Source organism: Nautilia sp. (assembly GCF_053994455.1).
The window spans coordinates 1-19,565 of sequence record NZ_JBMYAU010000129.1; the positions used below are offsets into that span (position 1 = coordinate 1).

Consider the following 19,565-nt stretch of genomic DNA (forward strand, 5'->3'; position numbering starts at 1 on the left):
AAAATCAAAAACGATTTAATAAACAATATTTTAAAAGCAATCTAAAAGAAAGGAGTATAAGTGGTACAAGAAATCACTTCGATAATCAAGGAAAGAATTGAAAACTACGACTTAAAAGTAGACGTAGAGGAAGTTGGTAAAGTAATTTACTCAGCTGACGGTATTGCTAAGGTGTACGGTCTTACAAACGTAATGGCCGGTGAAATGGTTGAATTCGAAACCGGAGAAAAAGGTCTGGTATTCAACCTTGAAGCCGATAATGTCGGTGTGGTTGTTCTTGGTAAAGGTACGGACATTACAGAAGGAAGCTCTGTAAAAAGACTCGGTAAACTTATTTCGGTTCCTGTCGGAGAGGCGTTAATAGGAAGGGTTGTAAACGCGTTAGGTGAGCCAATTGACGGTAAAGGGCCTATCGAAGCCACTGAATACAGATATGTGGAAGAAAAAGCGCCCGGAATTATGGCGAGAAAATCTGTTCACGAACCGCTTCAAACCGGTCTTAAAGCAATTGACGCGCTTGTTCCGATCGGAAGAGGACAAAGGGAGCTTATTATCGGGGACAGACAAACCGGTAAAACCACAGTTGCATTAGATACGATTCTTAATCAGAAAAATGAAGACGTAATCTGTATTTACGTTGCAGTGGGTCAGAAACAGTCGACTGTCGCTAACATCGTTAGAATTCTTGAAGAACACGGAGCAATGGACTATACAATAGTTGTTAACGCTTCTGCGTCTGAAGCTGCTTCACTTAAATTCTTGGCACCGTATGCGGGTGTTACGATGGGTGAATACTTCAGAGACAACGGAAGACACGCTTTAATCGTTTACGATGATTTAAGCAAACACGCAGACGCATACAGAGAAATGTCACTTCTTCTAAGAAGACCTCCGGGAAGGGAAGCATATCCGGGAGACGTATTCTACCTACACAGTAGATTACTTGAAAGAGCGGCTAAGCTTAACGACGAACTTGGTGCGGGAAGTTTGACAGCTTTACCGATTATCGAAACTAAAGGCGGGGACGTTGCGGCGTACATCCCGACAAACGTAATTTCAATTACCGATGGTCAGATCTTCCTTGAAACCAACCTTTTCAACAAAGGTATCAGACCTGCTATTAACGTTGGTCTTTCAGTATCAAGGGTCGGTGGTGCCGCACAGATTAAAGCTATGAAACAGGTTGCCGGTAACTTAAGACTTGATCTTGCACAGTTCAGAGAGCTTGAAGCGTTCTCTCAATTCGCAAGCGACCTTGACGAAGCGAGCAGAAAACAGCTTGAAAGAGGTGAAAGACTTGTCGAAATTCTAAAACAGCCTGCATACTCGCCTCTTCCGGTTGAAAAACAGGTTGTAATTATTTACGCGGGTACAAGAGGTTATTTGGACGATATCGACACTAAATCAATCAGAAGATTCGAAGACGAGCTGTATCCGTTTATCGAAACTAAATACCCGCAGATTTTCGAAAGCATCAGAACTAAGAAAAAACTTGACGACGAAACGGAAGAACTACTTAAAAAAGCATTAGAAGAGTTTAAGGCTGGGTTCGAAGGATAATAAATGGCAACTTTAAAAGAGCTAAAACAAAAAATAAGCAGTGTTAAAAACACTCAAAAAACCACAAGGGCGATGAAGCTCGTTTCTACCGCCAAACTTAAAAGGGCGGAAGAAGCGATTCTTCGCTCACGTGAATATGCGAGAAAAATAGACGAAGTCATGCACGAGATCTCAGCAAAGCTTGCAAGCGTAAAAGAGTCTATTGAGCTTAGGGCTTTTGCGAAAATCGAAAATGTCGAAAAAGTGGATGTAATCGTTATAACCGCTGACAAAGGGCTTTGCGGCGGATTTAACATTCAGACTATAAAACAGACTATTGCGCTGATAGACGAACTTAAAAAGAAAAAAGTCAAAATAAGGCTTAAAGTTATAGGTAAAAAAGCCATTGAATATTTTAAATTTGTCGGAATCGATATGTATGAAGAAATAATAGGTCTGAGCGCGGCGCCGGATTATGAAAAGGCGGCGGGGCTTATTCAAAAAAGTTATGAAGACTTCGTTAATGAAGAAATAGACAATATTATAACGATTCATAACGGATATATTAATAAACTCACACAGCAGGTACACGTAAAAGAACTACTTCCTATAGAAGTGGATATTGAAGATTCCCAGGACTTTTTGGAAGTCGAACCGGATAACGATTACGAAACGATTTTGGAAACTTTGGTTAAAAAATACATTGAGTATTCGCTGTATTATGCGCTTTTAGACTCACTTGCGGCTGAGCACAGCGCCAGAATGCAGGCGATGGACGCGGCTACAAACAACGCAAAAGAGATGGTGCATCAGTTGACACTTGAATTTAACAAAGCAAGACAAGAAGCTGTTACAAGAGAACTTATCGAAATAGTAACTGCAATAGAAGCAATGAAAAAGTAAAGGAGTAAAATGGAAGGTAAAGTATTACAAATTTTAGGTCCGGTTGTTGACGTAGAATTTGAAGGAGATATTCCGGCGATAAACGAAGCGCTTTATGTTGAGTTTGAAGCTGAAGGTGAAAAGAAAAAAGTTGTTTTAGAAGTAGCGGCTCAAATCGGTGATCACATTGTAAGAACAATTGCAATGGACTTAACCGACGGTCTTACAAGGGGAGAAAAAGTAGTTGCAACGGGCGCTCCTATTAAAGTACCTGTCGGTGAAGCGGTGCTCGGTAGAATTTTCAACGTAACGGGTGACGTAATCGACGGCGGTGAAGATGTTCCAGCCGATACACCGAGATGGTCAATTCACAGAGACGCTCCTCCGTTTGAAGAGCAGTCAACTAAAATGGAAGTTTTCGAAACCGGTATTAAAGTCGTCGACCTTCTGTGTCCTTACATGAAAGGTGGTAAAACAGGTCTGTTCGGCGGTGCCGGAGTTGGTAAAACGGTTATTATTATGGAGCTTATCCACAACGTTGCGTATAAACACAGCGGTTATTCCGTATTTGCCGGTGTTGGTGAAAGAACAAGGGAAGGTAACGACCTTTACCATGAAATGAAAGAAAGTGGGGTTTTAGATAAAGTTGCACTGTGCTACGGTCAGATGAACGAACCTCCGGGATGTAGAAACAGGGTTGCGATGACAGGTCTTACGATGGCAGAATACTTCAGGGACGAAGAAGGAAGAGACGTACTTATGTTTATCGACAACATATTCAGATTTGCCCAGGCGGGTGCGGAAATGTCAGCACTTCTTGGAAGAATTCCAAGTGCGGTCGGTTATCAGCCTACACTTGCCACTGAAATGGGTAAACTGCAAGAGAGAATTACTTCTACCAAAAAAGGAAGTATTACATCCATCCAGGCTGTATACGTTCCGGCTGACGACTTGACAGACCCGGCGCCGGCAAGCGTATTCGCACACTTGGATTCCACAACGGTTCTTAACAGAAAAATTGCGGAAAAAGGTATTTACCCGGCAGTTGACCCGCTTGATTCGACAAGTAGAATTCTTGATCCGCAGATTGTCGGTGAAGAACACTACAAAGTTGCAAGAGGAGTGCAGGAAGTATTACAAAAATATAAAGATCTACAGGATATCATTGCGATTCTCGGTATGGACGAGCTTAGCGAAGAAGATAAACTTACTGTTGCAAGAGCGAGAAAAATTGAAAAATTCCTATCACAGCCGTTCTTCGTAGCAAAAGTGTTTACGGGTGCGGACGGAAGATATGTCGAACTTGACAAAACAATAGTAGGATTCAAAGAAATCCTTGAAGGTAAAGTTGACGATTTACCAGAAAACGCATTCTACATGGTAGGTGATTTGGACGAAGCTAAAGAAAAAGCTGAAAAAATGAAGGCCCAAAGCTAAAGGAAGCAAATGAAACTTGATATTGTTACACCTCTTGGCAGAATTTACGAGGGGGAAGTAAAAGAGGCGTATTTTCCCGGCATAGAAGGTGAATTCGGTGTCCTTGACGGACACGCGCCTTTAATGACTACTCTACAGCCGGGTATTATTACGATTAAAAAAGAAGACGGATCTGAAGAGATTATTGCAATTAATTCAGGTTATGTTGAAGTGACCCCTGATCACGTAAACGTTCTTGTAGACGGAGCGCAGCCTGTATCGGGTGAAAAAGCAGGAGATATTGCCGAGGCTATTGAAAAAGCCAAAAAACTTATTCGTGATGCGGCTAACAGCGACGTTTTGGTTGCATCTGTAGAGGCAAAGATAGAAAGTGCTGCCAGAAATATCTAAAATTCTGAGTAATCCTATTAACATAGTCGTAATAGGATGGCTCGGGATTTATCTTTTTTTTGTTTTTTTCGTATTTTTCTACAAATATTTGTCACTCGCTTCATGGATAAAAAAAGAAAACGAATCGCTTAACGCACTTTTAATGAGCGGTAATATTTCCGGAACTTCGTCACTGAAAAGATGTGTTGAAAAAACCGATGTTTTAAATTCGCTTACATTTGACGCATGTATTCAGGCGGCTAAAACAAAAGCGGAAAGCGGAATTACGTTTTTAGGAATTGTGGCTTCAACCGCGCCTTTTATAGGTCTGTTCGGGACGGTAATAGGGATACTTAGCGCTTTTTCCTCAATGCAAAGCGTAACTACCATCAATATGATAGCCCCCGCCATTGCGGACGCCCTTGTAGCTACGGCAATCGGTATTATTGTGGCCGTACCTGCTTATTCTTTTCATCAGATTATAAGTAAAAAGGTCGAAGATTTACTTTCTTTATTAATTATGCAAAAGGATTTTTATTTAAGCAAATGAAAAAACCGGAATTAAATATTACTCCTTTTGTAGATATTATGCTTGTACTGCTTGCTATACTTATGGTGTCGGTTACGGTGAGCACTTATCAGGAAAAAACGGTGAATCTTCCCGAAGGCAGCAAAACCTCTCCGGCTGTCAAAAAACCGTCCATAACGATAATTATTAAAAAAAACGGGAACGTCACTGTAAATAAAGAGGATATACCGTTAAAAAATTTTTTGGAAGAGTTTAATCTTAAATACGGAAATTTTAATAAAAACGCCCTTGTATACATTGCGGCCGACAAAAACATCAGATACGAAACGTTTATGAAAGTTTATTCGGCCGTTGTAAAAACTGGATTTACTCAAATAGGGTTACTTACTAAATGAGACTGCTCATCTCTTTTTTTCTGTCGGCTTTAGTATATTCGGCGATTATATATTTTTTTCTTTTTTTTCTTTTTCCGGTAAAAAAAAATGAAAAAAAGGTATATATCCATACGGCCATAATAGAGAAAAAGGCGAAGATAAATTCTCAGGGCGAAAAAAAAATAAAATCGCTTAAAAAGACCCCCGTTTCTAAAATTAAAAAAGCGGTAAAAAAAGTAAAAAAAAGAGGTTCCAAATCCAATGTAACGCACGGAGGGGAAAAAATAGGTTTTAACGATATTTTTAAAAATGTAGATTATAATATACAGACCAAGAAAATAGTTCAAAAACGGCAGCTTGATATGAGCAGGTTCAGAGGAATCGAGAGAAATCTTGAAAATATAAAAAAAATAAGCGTTGAAGTGAATTTCGTCCAAAACAGCGGGAAAAAACTTTCGAAAAAAGAGATAAATGATATAATATCTCAAAAATTGTATTCCGTTTGGTATGATGTTTCAACAATTCCGAGTGATTATGCTAAAATAAACATACAAAATTACAACGGTACGGTTATTGTAAATATTTTGGACAGCAATCTGCCTATAACCGGGCAGAATCTGCTGATAAACGAGATAAAGAAACTGAAATTTGATAAAAATTTCAATATTACGGTTTTATTCCAGTCAAAGGTAAATAATGATTAAAAAACTGATATTAATTGTTTTCAGTGTGCTGTTATTCGGTAAAGAGCTTGTAATTACCAAGTATTTTAACGAAAAGCCGAAAATTGACATAATGTATGAAGGTAAAAAAGATGTTCTGAAAATTTTAAAAATGGATTTGACGGTACTTGACCATTTCAATTACAGTATAAACAAAGATACCAACGCCACATACAGATTCGAATTCAGTTATTGCGACAAAACTTTAAGCGTCAGATATTTTAAGAACAATATTTTACAGGTTGAAAAAATATATAAATCTAACTCTTACGCTTATTTTCCGTTTTTAGTTCATAAGGCGGTGTATGACATTAACGAATATTTTCAGCTTCCAAAAGCCGCATTTTTAATAAGAAAAGTCGTTTATTCGATGCTTACAGCCCCGAAACAGGCGAATATTTACATATCCGACTATACGCTTTCTTATAGAAAGAGAATTATAAGCGGAGGGCTTAATATCTTTCCCAAATGGGCCGATAAAAATCAGAATGTGATATATTACACTAAACTCGGAAGACTGCCCACGCTTTACAGACTTAATCTGAGAACGGGCAAAAGGGAGAAAATACTGACGTCCCAGGGGTTGCTTATAGTTTCCGATGTCAGAGGTGATAAAATTCTTTTAACTTTGGCGCCCGAAGGGCAGCCTGATGTTTACGAGTATGATTTGAAAGAAAACAAACTTAAAAGAATAACGAGATATCAGGGTATTGATGTAAACGGAAAATTCTGGGGGGTTAACAGCATAGTTTTTGTTTCGGACAGATACGGGATGCCTATGGTGTTTAGCAAGGATATGGACAACGGCACCATTCAGAGGGTGCTGTATCACGGTAAAAACCAGGTGGGTGTGGATACGTATAAAAATTATCTGGTGGTAAGTACGAGGGAAACGAACAACGCTTTTTCGAAAAACACCTTTAATCTTTTTTTGGTTAACAAATACGACGATTCGTTAAAAAGGCTGACTTTTAAAGGTCAGAACAGTTTTCCTAATTTTTCAGTTGACGGAAATTCAATAATGTTTATAAAAAGAGAAAATTTTTATTCAAAAATTGGTATAATACGTTTAAATGAAAATAAAGTGTTTTATTATCCGTTGCCAAAAATACTACAATCATTCGATTGGTAAAAAAAGGAGAGTACAATGAAGAAAAAACTGCTAATCGCAACCGGGGTAGCCGCACTGCTTATGATTACGGGATGTTCAAAACAGCCTAATATAGAAAACGCTGCCGAAACTACACAGCAAACCGTTACAAAAACGGAGCAGCAGACAAAAGCCGCCGAAACTGAAGTTGCAAAACCTGCAGAAACAAACAATGAAACCGTAAATACGCAAAACGCCACGGTTGAAGAACAGACACTTACCGAAGCCAGCGAGGGTACTAAAATCAGTGTTAGTACGAATCAGAAATTTGCGAAAGAACTTGCAAACGTTGTGGTGTATTTTGATTTTGACAAATACAACATCCGACCAGATCAGTGGCCTAAAGTGGAAAAACTTGCCGAACTTATAAAAAACAATCCGGAAAATTATACCGTTAGAATTGAAGGAAACTGCGACGAATGGGGAACTGAGGAATATAATTACGCGCTCGGGCTCAAAAGGGCCAATACGGTTAAAAACGCCCTTATAAAATTGGGTGTGGATCCTAAAAAACTTACAATTATAAGTTACGGCGAGCTTAATCCGGTATGTACCGCCCATGCAAAATGGTGCTGGAGATTAAACAGAAGAGATAATTTTACATATTTACCATAATTAAGGTACAATTCCTAAAAAAGGAATTGTATGAAAAAACTTTTTTTTCTTTTACCGGTAATTATTTTTGCTGACGTCAACCCTTTTAAAGCGGGTGATTTGAACACTCCTAACCCTTACGGGCTTACACCTCAGGAAAAAACGATACTTCAAAACAAAAAAAACATCAATAAAAACAGTAAAGAAATAAGCGAGTTAAAAAAATCCTTAAAAAAATTCGAATCTTCTATAGCCCAAAAATTCGTACTGTATGATCAGAGCATTTCCGAACTTGAGAATAAACTTTCTTCATTCGATACGATACTTAGTGAAATAGACTCTGCAAAAATTGCGATTGATTCGATTAAAAAAGAGCTTAAAAACAAAGAAAAAAACCTTACCGATATAACGGAAAAAATAAAAACGTTAGAAGAAAAAATTTCAGCTCTCGAGGCACAAAACGACTCTATTAAACAGACGATAGAAGAGATTACAAAAGTACAAAATGAAAATTTTCAAAATTTAAGCAGTTCCATACAGGATATTTTAAACCAGCTTAAACAATTAAACAGCGTTTCGCACATCTCTCCTAAAGAGGCTTTTGACGAAGCGAAAAAAAATTTTTTTGACGGAAAACTTGAAAAGGCAAGGGAGCTGTTTTTGTATTCTTTGCAAAAAGGACATATGCCGGCTACATCGTCTTATTATTTAGGTGAAATAGCGTTTAAAAAAAGACGGTATAAAGAAGCCTTGGCATATTATAAAAAAAGCATTACGCTATATCCCAAAAAAACCTCATTCACCGCCCGTCTGCTCTATCATACGGGTGTTTCTTTTAAAAAACTCAATCAAAAAAACAGGGCGAAGCTTACGTTTAAAAAAATAATAAGCGACTTTCCGGGCTCAAAATATGCTTTATTGGCAAAAAAAGAGTTGGAAAAATTATAAGATTATGTTATACTGCGTAAAATTTTAAAGGATAAAAATGGCAAAAGTGTACGGAATAGAATATACGGTGAAAAACTCAAAGGGCGAAGTTGTTGATTCTAACAAAGGGCAGGCGCCTTTGGAATTTGTTGCGGGTCAGGGGCAGATAATCCCGGGACTTGAAAAAGAAGTGGAAGGAATGGAAATCGGTGAAGAAAAAACCGTAACCGTCAAAGCGGACGAAGCATACGGGCAGAGAAACGAAGAATGGGTTGAAACACTTCCTAAAGAGCAGTTCGAAGGAATTGATCTTCAAAAAGGGATGACCCTTTACGGACAGTCTCCTGACGGACAGACAATTGCGGTAACCGTTGTGGATTTTGACGACAGCAACGTTACAATAGATTACAATCATCCTTTAGCGGGTGAAGATTTGACGTTTGACGTTAAAGTCGTGACAAAAAGAGACGCTACCCTTGAAGAGCTTGCCGGTAATCAGGCGGGACAAAACTGCGGATGCGGTGAAGGATGCGGATGTCATTAATGACATCCCATCTTCTTTTATCAAGTGTCTGACACTAATACTATTTGACGGGTTACCTGCTTCGTTTTTTTTCGTAATTTTGAAAATGATACTGTTGCTAATGAATTAGTGTATTTCATAATTTTAATCATATTACCTTTTCCATTGGTATAATGCCGCTTCCGATTAAATTGTATGTTTCTAAAAATTGAAAACTCCCTTTAAGCGTTCCATTTTATGTTGATATTTATTAAAAACAACGGATGAAATCCGTTATTTTACCGTTACGGGTGTTTCGTCGTCGGGAAGCGGAGAGATAATTTGTTTTTGTTTGACATATTCTATAAACGTGTCGGCTTCGACGAATCCCGTGTCGGTTTTATTAATAGCCTGTGACATTTCGGAATAATTGTCTCCCCCTCCGGCTAAATATGCCGATGTTACTATTTTATATGTTTTGTTTTCGTCAAAATCAACCCATACGCCGTCTTTTTTTATTTTAAAATCAATTATTCTGTTTCCTGATGGGTTGTCTTTTTTTATTGTGATTTTAGCGTTTCCGAGATAAGGAAAAGCCCCTGTGTTTGTTTTGGTAATAAAACTTCTCTCAATGGCGTTTTCAAGCATCGTTTTTATTACGCTTCCGTTCATTTCAAGTGTAACAAGCGTGTTCCCAAAAGGCAAGAGGGTATAAATTTCACCTACCGTAATGTTTCCCTGGGGAATAGATATTCTTATTCCCCCGGCGTTTTGCAGTGCAAAATCGCAGCCTTCTTTCTGTACTTTTTCATACATTGAAAGTGCTACAAGGGGCGCTATTAAAGAACCGTGTTCTAATGTAATGTTGCTTTCGGGATCTACATCCCCCGGCAGACGCACGTTGATAAGATCTTCCGAGGCCGTTCCCACCGTCTGTGATAATAGGGCGTCCACTTCCGGTTTGTAACGGTTTATCACCTCCTGTACCCTTTTATCGGAATTTTGTATTTTAATATTAGGCGCTTCGGAAATAAAATCGGTTATTTGAGTTTTTTCTTCCCCGCTTACCTCTTTTTTAACACCGTCCGAGTCCTTTCTTAAAAAGTCGTCTTCTACAAGCATAACCGGGGTTCCGCTGTAATCAATCACATTTCCCTTCTCGTCGAAAGTTACGTTTAAATCACCGACGACAAGCCCCCATTTCCACGCCGTTACTATAAGGGTTTTAGAACCGTTGTTGTCCACAACCGTGGGATATTCTCCTTCGGAGCTTAAACCGAGGTTTTTAAAATCGCCTATTAGCGTATGGGAATGTCCTCCCACGATAACGTCGATCCCTTTTACACGGGAAGCTAAATATTTGTCTGTTTCATAACCTAAGTGTGTCAGGAATATAATTTTGTTTATGCCGAAATTTTCAAGTTCTTTTACGTATTTTTCTGCGCTTGTCAGATAATTTAAGAAAGAAACCGTGGGGCCCGGGCTTGAGATAACGCTTGAATCTATACTGTCTCCCACAACGGCGACATACCGGCCGGATATTTGTTTTATTATAAACGGTTTTATTGTCTTTTTAAGAAGCGGATTGTCTGAAACGTTTACGTCGCAGCCGAGTATGGGAAAATTTGCATAATTTGCGAAATTTACGGCAAATGCGTCGGCACCGTCGTCCCATTCGTGATTTCCTACGCTCATTGCGTCTATATACATAAGATTCAGCGCTTCGACATCCGTTTTGCCTTTAAAAAGCGTGTAATAAAGCGTCCCCTGTACGGCATCCCCGGCGTGAAGCGTCAGTACATTTGGGTTTTGCAGTTTCTTTTCGTAAATATAATTCGCTATTTTCGCATACCCACCCGCATATACGTATGTTTTTACACCGTTTATGTAAACCGGGATTTGAACGGATTCGAGATGGGAATGCGTATCGTTGATATGGATGATTTCAAGAGAGAAGTTTTTTGAAACATTTGAGCTGCTCCCGCAGCCTATAAACAGAAACATTAAAAGGGAAAAAAACACCGCCTTTTTCATCTCCCGCCTTTCATTAAAAATATATTAATATTATACTGCTTTTTTATAAAACAGTCCATATTTGATATAATTTCTCAAAAAAGGAAGAGTATGAAAATAGGATTGCTGTTCCCCGGACAGGGAAGTCAGTTTACAGGAATGGGCAGGGATTTTTACGATTCAAGCGAAAAAGCCCGTGAAATGTTCGAAATTGCAAGCGACGCAATAAAAAAAGATTTTAAAAAACTGATGTTTGAGGAAAATTCCGAAATTAACAAAACGGAATTTACCCAGCCGGCCATTTTACTTTATTCGGCAATCGCCTATGAGCTTTTTAAAAACGGCGCTGATTTTGATTATGCTTTTTCACTCGGTCATTCTCTCGGAGAATTCAGCGCCCTTTATTCTGCGGGTGCCATAGAACTTGCGGATGCGGTGAAACTTGTGCATGAAAGAGGCAAGCTTATGAACGACGCTTTTAAAAACAGAGTCGGTTCTATGATGGTTGTGCTCGGGCTTGATGACGAAACGGTTGAAAACATATGTGAAAACTCAAACCTCAATGTCTGGCCGGCTAATTATAACAGCGACGGACAGCTTGTATTGGCGGGACTCAGGGAGGATTTGGAAAAAATCGAACCTGTTTTGAAAGAAAAAGGGGCGAAAAGGACGATGCTTCTTAATATGAGCGTGGCGAGCCACTGTCCTCTGCTCGAGAGTGCTGAAGAGCCGTTAAAAGAACTTTTAAAGGAATATTTAAAAGAAGATTTCTCCCCGGTGGTGGGCAATGTAAGCGCCAAAGCCTATACGACCAAAAAAGAAGCCCTTGAACTGCTGCCCGTTCAGCTTACAAGACCGGTTCTTTACAAACAGTCGGTTAAAAACTATGAAAACGAAGCGGATATATTCATAGAATTCGGCGGAAAAGTTTTAATGGGTATAAACAGAAAAGTTACGAGGAAAAAAACCGTTCCCGTAACGGATATGAAAAGTCTGGAAAAAGCTATCAAGACTGTCGGTGAATAATTTTTGTAAGGAACGAATATGAAAGTGGCCCTTGCCCAGATAAGTCCGAAATTGAGTCCGGACAATCTCGATAAACATATAAAAACCGTTTCAAAAACGGATGCGGATCTGGTTGTTTTCCCGGAACTTTCCATGAACGGATACAAAATAAAAGACGCACTTTTAGAAGACGCTTTTGATGAGGGTTTTTTTAGAAATATCGGATTTAACAAGGATGTCGTGCTCGGGGCGGCGGTGAGGGAAGAAGGTAAAATTTTCAATTCCGCCCTGTATATAGGGGATGATGTTTTTATACACAAAAAAGTTCACCTTCCGACTTACGGTGTTTTTGAAGAAGGCAGGTTTTTTTTCGGAGGGGATGGTTTTAAAACGTTTAAAACTAAATTCGGAAAGACGGCTATGTTCGTATGCGAGGACGTTTTCAGCGGAGACGCCCTTAATTTCACCGCCTGTGAAAAACCGGATCTTATTGTGGTGATAGCCTCTTCGCCGGCGAGGGAGTTTAAAGAGGGCTCGCTTTTAATAGAAGAGCAGTGGAACGCGCTTTTAAAATCGATGGCGATACTCAGCGGGGCTTATGTGCTTTATTGCAACCGTGTGGGCTTTGAAGACGGTCTGGGTTTTTGGGGCGGCAGCAGGGTTGTGAACCCTAAAGGAGAAGTGGAGGTAAAAGCGGACTATTTTGAAGAACAGATAATAGAATGCGAGCTTGATCATAAACTTACTCTTACCCAGAAATATTTTTTAAGAAAAACATGAAGGAACTAAATGATAGGTATTTTATGCGCAATGGTGGAGGAGCTCGAACCTATACTCGAATATATGCATATAAAACGTAAAACAACGCATGCAAACAACACATATTACCTTGCGGAATTCGAAGGCGGCGATGTCGTTTTGGCGTACAGCAAAATAGGCAAGGTCAACGCCGCGGTAACCGCCACCGTTATGATTGAAAAATTCGGGGTAAAGGCGCTTCTTTTCAGCGGGGTGGCCGGTGGAGTGGACGAAGATTTGAAAATAGGTGATTTGATTACCGCAACTCATGTGTGCCAGCACGACATAGATTTAACCGTATTCGGCTATAAACACGGTTTTATACCGGAGAGCGAAATATACTTCGACTGTGACAAATCGCTTATCTCACTTGCGGAAAAAGTGTCCGTAAAATTGGGTGTTCCCCTTAAAAAGGGAATTGTGGCGAGCGGTGATCAGTTTGTCCACAACAAAAACAAAAAAGAGTGGATAAGGGAGGTGTTCGGTGCGAGCGCCATTGAAATGGAAGGCGGGGCGGTAGGTTGCGTATGCTGGAATGAAAGGGTGCCTTTTTTTATGTTAAGGGCTATAAGCGACACCGCAGAAGAAGGGGCCGGTGTTGATTTTGACGAATTTTTGGAAGAATCAAGCAGGGTTAGTGCGAGGTTTTTAATAGAAATGTTAAAAGAACTGAAATAAAGGGATAGAATGAAAAACAAACTGATAGTTATGGGAATAACTTTTATAATACTGATAGCCCTTACTCCGTTGATATTCGGCAGACTTATGAATGCGAAGTTCAACCAGATGCTTGCGGGGCTCGAAAAAAAAGGTTTTGTTGTAAAAACCGTAGAGGATAAAAGCACATATCTTAAAACCGACAGAGTTTTAGAGGTTACGATACCTTCGAAACTCTTAAACACCGAAGGCGCGGTTGAAAGTGTAAAAGTACGTATCGAAACGCAGTTTAAGAATATGCCGGTTACGGATGTTGTTTTTTTAGGAGGGTTTGAAAACGTAATTTTAAACGAAAATTATAAAAACGCCGAACCGTTTATAAACTCTTTTTTTAAAAAATATGTGAAATTCACGGTTGTGACCCCTAATTTCAGGGATTATGCGTACAGGTTTGAAAATATAGACATAAAAGGCGAATCCGAACTTAAAATAGAAGATATCAAAGGCGTGTTGAAATACGGGGAAATCGTTAAAAACAGATTTTCAATCAAAGATATATGTATAACGAATAGGAAAAAATTCATAGAAATTAAAAATTTTAAAAACAGTTTCGAAGGTAACAAAAACGGTTCGTATGCGAAAACGGGATTTGATGTTGCGGCGGATTTAGGAAGGTTTAAAGTGCAAATAAACAAAGTTTATTCCAAAACAAAGGTATCCCTTTTTGACAAAGCCGACATAACAAACGAACTCGGATTTAAATCATTGAATATCTCTAATGCGGCTGAGGCAGGAAACTTCAAACTTTCTTTAAATGTGAACGGAATCGAGAGTGAACTTTTGAAAAAACTGGCGTTTGCCAAAACGGAGAGTGAACAGAACCTTTATGTTGAAAAACTGTTTGAAAACGGCTTTAAACTTTCACTGAACAGCATTTTGAGCAATGTAAAGATTATGAAACACCGACTCGGAGGTTATACGCTGGATTTCAATATGGAATTTTTGCCTACTAAAAACATAAGACAAAAATTAAACGAAAAAAACATAGATTTTATAAACGCCAGACTTTATTTGAACACAACCCCCCAAATGGCGAATCTTATTATGAATACGCTTCCTAAGAGCGCGTTTTTATTTGCGTTGGCGAAAAAAGAAAAAGGAAGTGTAATACTGAATCTGGAATTTAAAAAAGGCAAACTCTACAGTGAAGGACAGCTTGTGCAATAAGCAGGATGAAAGGTCGGTTAAAGGTGAAAAAAGATGAAAACGAAGTTAAAATGAAAAATCCCGTAAAAGATATATGGTTTTCCAAAAAGGTAACCAAATTCGCCGGGCGTGCAAACGGGGAATTTGAACTCATTAAAGAAGGCGACCGGGTGATGGTGGCTTTCAGCGGGGGGAAAGACAGCTTTGTTCTGCTTCACGTCTTAAAAAGAATGCAGCTTATAGCGCCATTTAAATTTGATCTGCTTGCCGTAACGATTGACGCGGGGACGGGAATAGATTATTCACCGCTTAAGATTCACTGCGAAGAATTCGGGATCGATTATATAATTTATAAAACCCCCATACTTGAAATTCTTGAGGAAAAGAAGCGTCCCGGAAGCAGTGCGTGCGGATTTTGCGCAAGAATGAGAAGGGGTGCGCTTTATACGAAAGCTCTGGAGCTCGGATTCAATAAAATAGCTCTCGGGCACCATTTCGACGATGCGGTGGAGACGTTTTTTATGAGTATGTTTTACAACGGAATGATGCGCTCTATGCCTCCGAAATACAGAGCTTATAATGAGATAGAAGTTATCAGGCCTTTGATTAAGGTTCGGGAAAAATGGATAAGATATATGAGCGAGCAAAACAGTTTTCCTATAATCGACGGGGAATCGAGCTGTCTTGCGTTTAACGAGTCCGACCAGGCAAAAACACCCTATGTCAGAAATGAAATAAAAGAGTGGCTTAAAGAAATGGAGGAGAAAGAACCCAAACTTTTCCAAAGGCTTGAGAGTGCGTTTTCAAATATAGACTGCTCGACGTTTTTTATGAAGGAGTTTTTTAAGTGAGACTTGCCGACTGGGAAGTTAGGGAAATTAAAAAAGCCGCTGAACTGGTGTTTGGGGAGAATGTTCGGGTTATTCTTTTTGGAAGCAGGGTTGATGATAATAAAAAAGGCGGTGATATCGATTTGTATGTGGTTACTGATGAGCCGAGCATGGAAAAAGAGGGAAAATTTTGGATTGAGCTTCAAAAGAGGCTTGGAGAGCAGAAAATCGACATTATTTTAAGTGAAGATCCTAATAGAAAAATAGAACAGGCGGCTTTAAAAGAAGGAATTGAGTTATGAAAGAGAGATTAAATTTTAGATTGGTAGAATTACAAAAACATTTAAAACAACTGCGAAAAAACATTAATTATTTAGATGTATTTTACGGATTTCCTTTAAAAGACAAATATATTGAAACTATTATGAGCAGTGCTGATATAGACAAACTTGATTCTATTGCATACAGAATGATTAAATTTCAAGATTCTCTCGGCAGGGCTATAAAGCTGTTTTTTGCTCTTCAAGAAGAAGATACCGAAAGTTTAACTATGCTGGATTTAATTAATTTAGCCGAAAAAAAGGGATTTAGTATTAATGTTGAATTTTGGAGAGAAATTAGAAGTTTACGTAATGCATTAACACACGAATATATACAAAATGCATCCGAAATTGCACAGGCAATTAATATGTTAAAAGAAAAACTGACTTTTTTTGAAAAGATTTTAAACGAATTAAAAAACAGGAGTAATTTTTGAAAGTATTAGTAGGAGTCAGCGGCGGTGTTGACAGCGCAATGTGCGTATATTTGCTTAAAAAAGCGGGATATGAGGTACTTGGAATTTATATGAAAATGCATGAGGGTGTGAACCATGTGGAAAATGTTACAAAGTTAAACAGGCTTAGCAAAAAGCTGGAATTCGAATATGTTATAGAAGATGTTGAAGAGGAATTTAAAAAAGAAGTTTATGAATATTTTATAAAAAGCTACAAAGAAGGAATTACCCCGAATCCCTGCGCAATGTGTAATATCAAAATAAAATTCGGTATTTTTATGCGGTTTTTGGAAAAATACGGATGTGAAAAGGCGGCAACGGGGCATTATGTAAGAAACGACGGAAATTTTTTGTATCAGGCGAAAGACAAAAATAAAGATCAGAGCTATTTTCTTTTCGGAATAAAAAAAGAAATCCTTCCGAAGCTGCTTTTTCCTTTGGGTGAATTTACAAAAGACGAAATTAAGAAAACGGCAAGAGAAATAGGACTTGACGAGTTTGCAGGCCAGAAGGAGTCGCAGGATATCTGTTTTATCGACGGTTCGTATATAGATGTTCTTAAAAATCATTTCAATCCCGAAAGAAAAGGCAGGGTTGTAAATAAAAGGGGAGAAAAGATAGGGGTGCATAAAGGCTATTCGTTTTATACGGTGGGGCAGAGAAAGGGGTTTAGTCTTTTCAAATCCCATAAACCGCAGTATGTAATCGGAATAGATGCAAAAAGCAATACGCTGATCGTAGGAGATAAAAAAGATCTTGAAAAAAAACAGGTTTTTTTAAAAGGTGTAAATCTTTTTATTGATGATAAAATATTCGAATGTGAGGCGAAAATCAGATACAGATCTCCTAAAGTGCCGGCGGTTGTAAAGATGGAGAGCAAAAGCAAGGCGGTGGTCAATTTCCGTGAGTATGTCACGGGTGTAGCCAAAGGGCAGGCCTGCGTGTTTTATGAAGGTGAAAAAATGCTCGGAGGCGGATGGATAAGAGGAGGGAGGTAATGGCCAATGAAAAGTGGAAAATGTTACAATGGACAATGTAAAATAAAAACCAATTTTTGATACCATTTCATTAACAAAACAAAGGAGCGTGAAAAATGAAATTTAAACTCTTCAGCGGAACGGCTAACCCTAAAGTGGCGGAGGATATTGCAAATCAGCTTGACAGGCCTTTAAGCAAGATTACGGTAAACAGATTCAGTGACGGTGAGATTAACGTACAGATAGGGGAAAGCATAAGAGGGGTGGACTGTTTTATAATTCAGCCTACGTGTATGCCTGCAAACGACAACCTTATGGAACTTCTGATTATTACGGATGCGATGAGAAGAGCGAGCGCAAAAAGCATTACGGCTATTGTTCCTTATTTCGGTTACGCAAGACAGGACAGAAAGGCGGCGCCGAGGGTTCCGATTACGGCTAAGCTTGTGGCTAATATGATGGAGGAAGCGGGAATCGACAGGGTTGTGACTATAGATTTGCATGCGGGGCAGATTCAGGGGTTTTTCGATATTCCGGTGGACAATCTGTACGGAAGTATTCTCTTTTTTGAATATTTCAGGGAAAAAAGGCTCAAAAACCCTATAATCGCATCCCCTGACATAGGAGGGGTTGCAAGGGCGAGATATTTTGCGAGCAAACTTTCTCTTGATATGGTGATAGTGGATAAAAGAAGAGAAAAGGCGAATGTCAGCGAGGTTATGAATATAATAGGGGATGTCGAAGGCAAAGACGTCATACTTATAGACGATATGGTTGATACGGCCGGGACTATGGTAAAAGCGGCAAAAGCCCTTAAAGAGAAGGGGGCGGCTTCGGTTATGGCTTACGCGACACACGGAGTACTCAGCGGTCCGGCGATAGAAAGAGTTAAAAATTCCGTGCTTGACGAGCTGGTAATAAGCGACACTATTCCGTTTAAGGGTGATTGTAAAAAAATAAAAGTGCTCTCAACCGCAAAACTTTTTGCCGAAGTTATAAGAAGAATTATGTATAACGAAAGTATAAACAAGCTTTTTGATTAATGAAAACCCTAAATTCCGTGGCGGCGGCCACACTGGAAGTTAAAAAGTCGAAATTTCACTCTTTTCTTGTTCCTTTTTCGGTGTTTGAAGAAAAACTTGAAGAGCTTAAAAGAGCTCATCCGAAGGCTAACCATTATGTAACCGCGTTTAGGTATTTAAACGAACACAATCAGATAGTTGAGGGATCGTCCGACGACGGGGAGCCGAGAGGCAGCAGCGGAAGACCGACCCTTAAAGTTTTGCAGGGTAATGATTTGATAAACGCCGGTATTATTACCGTCAGATATTTCGGCGGAATACTTCTCGGTGTGGGCGGGCTCGTAAAAGCTTACAGCGACGCTGCAAATCTTGCTGTAAAAAACGCCCGTTTACTTGAATATAAAGATATTTTTGAGTATTCTTTCAGTATCGATTATGATAAAACAAGAGAAATCGAATATATACTCAAACAAAACGGTATTTTGGTCGTTAATCGTGAATTCGGCATTGAAGGAATAGAATACACGGTAAGGGACGATATCGAAAAAATAAATTTAATAAAAGGTGTGCTATGAAAAAGTTTTTGTTTGCTTTACTTTTCCCTATGATGCTTTTGGCGGTTTCGAATGAAAATATTTTGGCTCTTACGTGGCTTAACGGATTTTGTAAGGCTTATCCGAAAAAACCCGTATGTATAAACAGAAAAAACGGTGATTATTCACTTACACATTTTACCCTGCACGGTCTGTGGCCTAAGAAAAAAGAGTACTGTTCTTACAAACCCCTTAAACTTTCGAAAAATTTTATGAAAATTTTGGAAAAATATATGCCGGGGGCGAAATACGGCCTTGCGAAACATGAATGGAAAAAACACGGTACATGTTTCGGAACGGATCCGGAAACCTATTTTATAACCGGTATTAAATTTACCCAGCAGTTTAACGAAACGCTTCTGCTGCAGTTTTTCAGGATGCATATGGGACAGAGCGTAAGTATTAAAAGAATGAGGTGGATGTTCGGACAAATTTTCGGAAAAGGAAATACCAGAAAATTTCAGATGGTATGTAAAAACGGATATATAACGGAAATAAGAATCAATTTAAAAGGCGATCCTGTTAACGGGGATTTTTATCAGTTAATAGACAATGCCGATGAAATGACCGGTGTAAAACAGTGTCCTATGGGTATTATTGCAACTCCTTAAATTTTTTGGAGAGCCCCTTTTTGTGTTATAATTAATATAGTTTTAACATTAAG

Annotated in this window: 23 protein-coding genes; 22 read left to right on the plus strand and 1 reads right to left on the minus strand. The window is 38.9% G+C overall.

Annotated elements, in window-relative coordinates:
- The first annotated feature begins 60 nt into the window (after positions 1-60).
- From atpA to ACXJIE_RS08940, 11 genes are read left to right on the plus strand one after another with little or no spacing between them, the layout of a single operon-like run.
- Entirely contained in the window at positions 61-1,560 is a 1,500-nt protein-coding gene (atpA, locus tag ACXJIE_RS08890; RefSeq protein ID WP_015902281.1) for a F0F1 ATP synthase subunit alpha, read from the plus strand.
- A gap of 3 nt (positions 1,561-1,563) precedes the next feature.
- Positions 1,564-2,442, plus strand: a complete 879-nt coding sequence (gene atpG / locus ACXJIE_RS08895) for an ATP synthase F1 subunit gamma (RefSeq protein WP_456480619.1) — start codon at positions 1,564-1,566, stop codon at positions 2,440-2,442.
- Between the two features lie 9 nt (positions 2,443-2,451).
- The gene (gene atpD, locus ACXJIE_RS08900; protein WP_456480620.1) at positions 2,452-3,858 is read left to right on the plus strand and encodes a F0F1 ATP synthase subunit beta; all 1,407 of its coding nucleotides are present in this window, start codon (positions 2,452-2,454) and stop codon (positions 3,856-3,858) included.
- A gap of 9 nt (positions 3,859-3,867) precedes the next feature.
- Positions 3,868-4,248 (plus strand): ATP synthase F1 subunit epsilon, encoded by a 381-nt coding sequence (atpC, locus tag ACXJIE_RS08905; RefSeq protein WP_456480621.1) that lies wholly within the window; start codon positions 3,868-3,870, stop codon positions 4,246-4,248.
- A complete protein-coding gene (locus ACXJIE_RS08910; RefSeq protein ID WP_456480622.1) occupies positions 4,229-4,777 on the plus strand; it encodes a MotA/TolQ/ExbB proton channel family protein in 549 nt (182 codons plus the stop codon). Before atpC ends, ACXJIE_RS08910 begins: the two co-directional genes overlap by 20 nt.
- Complete coding sequence (locus tag ACXJIE_RS08915; protein WP_456480623.1) at positions 4,774-5,151, plus strand: ExbD/TolR family protein; 378 nt, start codon at positions 4,774-4,776, stop codon at positions 5,149-5,151. The genes ACXJIE_RS08910 and ACXJIE_RS08915 overlap by 4 nt, the downstream gene beginning before the upstream one ends.
- On the plus strand, positions 5,148-5,834 hold the full coding sequence (locus ACXJIE_RS08920) for a hypothetical protein (protein WP_456480624.1): 687 nt from the start codon (positions 5,148-5,150) through the stop codon (positions 5,832-5,834). Before ACXJIE_RS08915 ends, ACXJIE_RS08920 begins: the two co-directional genes overlap by 4 nt.
- Positions 5,827-6,984: a Tol-Pal system protein TolB gene (tolB, locus tag ACXJIE_RS08925; protein ID WP_456480625.1), complete on the plus strand. Its 1,158-nt coding sequence runs from the start codon at positions 5,827-5,829 to the stop codon at positions 6,982-6,984. The genes ACXJIE_RS08920 and tolB overlap by 8 nt, the downstream gene beginning before the upstream one ends.
- Before the next feature lie 15 nt (positions 6,985-6,999).
- A complete protein-coding gene (locus ACXJIE_RS08930) occupies positions 7,000-7,617 on the plus strand; it encodes an OmpA family protein (RefSeq protein WP_456480626.1) in 618 nt (205 codons plus the stop codon).
- A 30-nt stretch (positions 7,618-7,647) separates the two neighbouring features.
- Positions 7,648-8,544, plus strand: a complete 897-nt coding sequence (locus tag ACXJIE_RS08935) for a tetratricopeptide repeat protein (protein ID WP_456480627.1) — start codon at positions 7,648-7,650, stop codon at positions 8,542-8,544.
- Positions 8,545-8,581: 37 nt separating this feature from the next.
- Positions 8,582-9,067, plus strand: a complete 486-nt coding sequence (locus ACXJIE_RS08940) for an FKBP-type peptidyl-prolyl cis-trans isomerase (protein WP_456480628.1) — start codon at positions 8,582-8,584, stop codon at positions 9,065-9,067.
- Between the two features lie 252 nt (positions 9,068-9,319).
- On the opposite strand, the gene ACXJIE_RS08945 is transcribed toward ACXJIE_RS08940, so the two are convergent.
- A complete protein-coding gene (locus ACXJIE_RS08945; RefSeq protein ID WP_456480629.1) occupies positions 9,320-11,059 on the minus strand; it encodes a bifunctional metallophosphatase/5'-nucleotidase in 1,740 nt (579 codons plus the stop codon).
- Positions 11,060-11,149: 90 nt separating this feature from the next.
- On the opposite strand from ACXJIE_RS08945, the gene fabD reads away from it, so the two are divergent.
- The 11 genes from fabD (at position 11,150) to ACXJIE_RS09000 (ending at position 19,512) form a co-directional block, all read left to right on the plus strand.
- Entirely contained in the window at positions 11,150-12,064 is a 915-nt protein-coding gene (gene fabD, locus ACXJIE_RS08950; protein WP_456480630.1) for an ACP S-malonyltransferase, read from the plus strand.
- Positions 12,065-12,082: 18 nt separating this feature from the next.
- Positions 12,083-12,823, plus strand: a complete 741-nt coding sequence (locus ACXJIE_RS08955; RefSeq protein WP_456480631.1) for a nitrilase-related carbon-nitrogen hydrolase — start codon at positions 12,083-12,085, stop codon at positions 12,821-12,823.
- A 9-nt stretch (positions 12,824-12,832) separates the two neighbouring features.
- Complete coding sequence (locus tag ACXJIE_RS08960) at positions 12,833-13,519, plus strand: 5'-methylthioadenosine/adenosylhomocysteine nucleosidase (RefSeq protein WP_456480632.1); 687 nt, start codon at positions 12,833-12,835, stop codon at positions 13,517-13,519.
- A gap of 9 nt (positions 13,520-13,528) precedes the next feature.
- Positions 13,529-14,725, plus strand: a complete 1,197-nt coding sequence (locus ACXJIE_RS08965) for a hypothetical protein (protein WP_456480633.1) — start codon at positions 13,529-13,531, stop codon at positions 14,723-14,725.
- Between the two features lie 23 nt (positions 14,726-14,748).
- Positions 14,749-15,555 carry a PP-loop family protein gene (locus tag ACXJIE_RS08970; protein WP_456480634.1) on the plus strand — a complete coding sequence of 269 codons (807 nt, stop codon included), beginning with the start codon at positions 14,749-14,751 and terminating at the stop codon, positions 15,553-15,555.
- The gene (locus ACXJIE_RS08975) at positions 15,552-15,836 is read left to right on the plus strand and encodes a nucleotidyltransferase domain-containing protein (protein WP_456480635.1); all 285 of its coding nucleotides are present in this window, start codon (positions 15,552-15,554) and stop codon (positions 15,834-15,836) included. Before ACXJIE_RS08970 ends, ACXJIE_RS08975 begins: the two co-directional genes overlap by 4 nt.
- On the plus strand, positions 15,833-16,291 hold the full coding sequence (locus ACXJIE_RS08980; RefSeq protein WP_456480636.1) for a hypothetical protein: 459 nt from the start codon (positions 15,833-15,835) through the stop codon (positions 16,289-16,291). The genes ACXJIE_RS08975 and ACXJIE_RS08980 overlap by 4 nt, the downstream gene beginning before the upstream one ends.
- Positions 16,288-17,307, plus strand: coding sequence for a tRNA 2-thiouridine(34) synthase MnmA (gene mnmA, locus ACXJIE_RS08985; RefSeq protein ID WP_456480637.1), 1,020 nt, complete (start codon positions 16,288-16,290; stop codon positions 17,305-17,307). Before ACXJIE_RS08980 ends, mnmA begins: the two co-directional genes overlap by 4 nt.
- A 95-nt stretch (positions 17,308-17,402) precedes the next feature.
- Positions 17,403-18,329, plus strand: a complete 927-nt coding sequence (locus tag ACXJIE_RS08990) for a ribose-phosphate pyrophosphokinase (protein WP_456480638.1) — start codon at positions 17,403-17,405, stop codon at positions 18,327-18,329.
- Complete coding sequence (locus ACXJIE_RS08995) at positions 18,329-18,883, plus strand: YigZ family protein (RefSeq protein ID WP_456480639.1); 555 nt, start codon at positions 18,329-18,331, stop codon at positions 18,881-18,883. The genes ACXJIE_RS08990 and ACXJIE_RS08995 overlap by 1 nt, the downstream gene beginning before the upstream one ends.
- On the plus strand, positions 18,880-19,512 hold the full coding sequence (locus tag ACXJIE_RS09000; protein ID WP_456480640.1) for a ribonuclease T2 family protein: 633 nt from the start codon (positions 18,880-18,882) through the stop codon (positions 19,510-19,512). Before ACXJIE_RS08995 ends, ACXJIE_RS09000 begins: the two co-directional genes overlap by 4 nt.
- Positions 19,513-19,565: the final 53 nt, after the last annotated feature.

What these genes read in the sequence shown, in the direction of transcription:
- atpG (WP_456480619.1), top strand. Translation starts at nt 1,564, where the DNA reads ATGGCAACTTTAAAAGAGCTAAAACAAAAAATAAGCAGTGTTAAAAAC.
- atpD (WP_456480620.1), top strand. Translation starts at nt 2,452, where the DNA reads ATGGAAGGTAAAGTATTACAAATTTTAGGTCCGGTTGTTGACGTAGAA.
- atpC (WP_456480621.1), top strand. Translation starts at nt 3,868, where the DNA reads ATGAAACTTGATATTGTTACACCTCTTGGCAGAATTTACGAGGGGGAA.
- ACXJIE_RS08915 (WP_456480623.1), top strand. Translation starts at nt 4,774, where the DNA reads ATGAAAAAACCGGAATTAAATATTACTCCTTTTGTAGATATTATGCTT.
- ACXJIE_RS08920 (WP_456480624.1), top strand. Translation starts at nt 5,148, where the DNA reads ATGAGACTGCTCATCTCTTTTTTTCTGTCGGCTTTAGTATATTCGGCG.
- tolB (WP_456480625.1), top strand. Translation starts at nt 5,827, where the DNA reads ATGATTAAAAAACTGATATTAATTGTTTTCAGTGTGCTGTTATTCGGT.
- ACXJIE_RS08930 (WP_456480626.1), top strand. Translation starts at nt 7,000, where the DNA reads ATGAAGAAAAAACTGCTAATCGCAACCGGGGTAGCCGCACTGCTTATG.
- ACXJIE_RS08935 (WP_456480627.1), top strand. Translation starts at nt 7,648, where the DNA reads ATGAAAAAACTTTTTTTTCTTTTACCGGTAATTATTTTTGCTGACGTC.
- ACXJIE_RS08940 (WP_456480628.1), top strand. Translation starts at nt 8,582, where the DNA reads ATGGCAAAAGTGTACGGAATAGAATATACGGTGAAAAACTCAAAGGGC.
- ACXJIE_RS08945 (WP_456480629.1), bottom strand. Translation starts at nt 11,059, where the DNA reads ATGAAAAAGGCGGTGTTTTTTTCCCTTTTAATGTTTCTGTTTATAGGC.
- fabD (WP_456480630.1), top strand. Translation starts at nt 11,150, where the DNA reads ATGAAAATAGGATTGCTGTTCCCCGGACAGGGAAGTCAGTTTACAGGA.
- ACXJIE_RS08955 (WP_456480631.1), top strand. Translation starts at nt 12,083, where the DNA reads ATGAAAGTGGCCCTTGCCCAGATAAGTCCGAAATTGAGTCCGGACAAT.
- ACXJIE_RS08960 (WP_456480632.1), top strand. Translation starts at nt 12,833, where the DNA reads ATGATAGGTATTTTATGCGCAATGGTGGAGGAGCTCGAACCTATACTC.
- ACXJIE_RS08965 (WP_456480633.1), top strand. Translation starts at nt 13,529, where the DNA reads ATGAAAAACAAACTGATAGTTATGGGAATAACTTTTATAATACTGATA.
- ACXJIE_RS08980 (WP_456480636.1), top strand. Translation starts at nt 15,833, where the DNA reads ATGAAAGAGAGATTAAATTTTAGATTGGTAGAATTACAAAAACATTTA.
- ACXJIE_RS08990 (WP_456480638.1), top strand. Translation starts at nt 17,403, where the DNA reads ATGAAATTTAAACTCTTCAGCGGAACGGCTAACCCTAAAGTGGCGGAG.
- ACXJIE_RS08995 (WP_456480639.1), top strand. Translation starts at nt 18,329, where the DNA reads ATGAAAACCCTAAATTCCGTGGCGGCGGCCACACTGGAAGTTAAAAAG.
- ACXJIE_RS09000 (WP_456480640.1), top strand. Translation starts at nt 18,880, where the DNA reads ATGAAAAAGTTTTTGTTTGCTTTACTTTTCCCTATGATGCTTTTGGCG.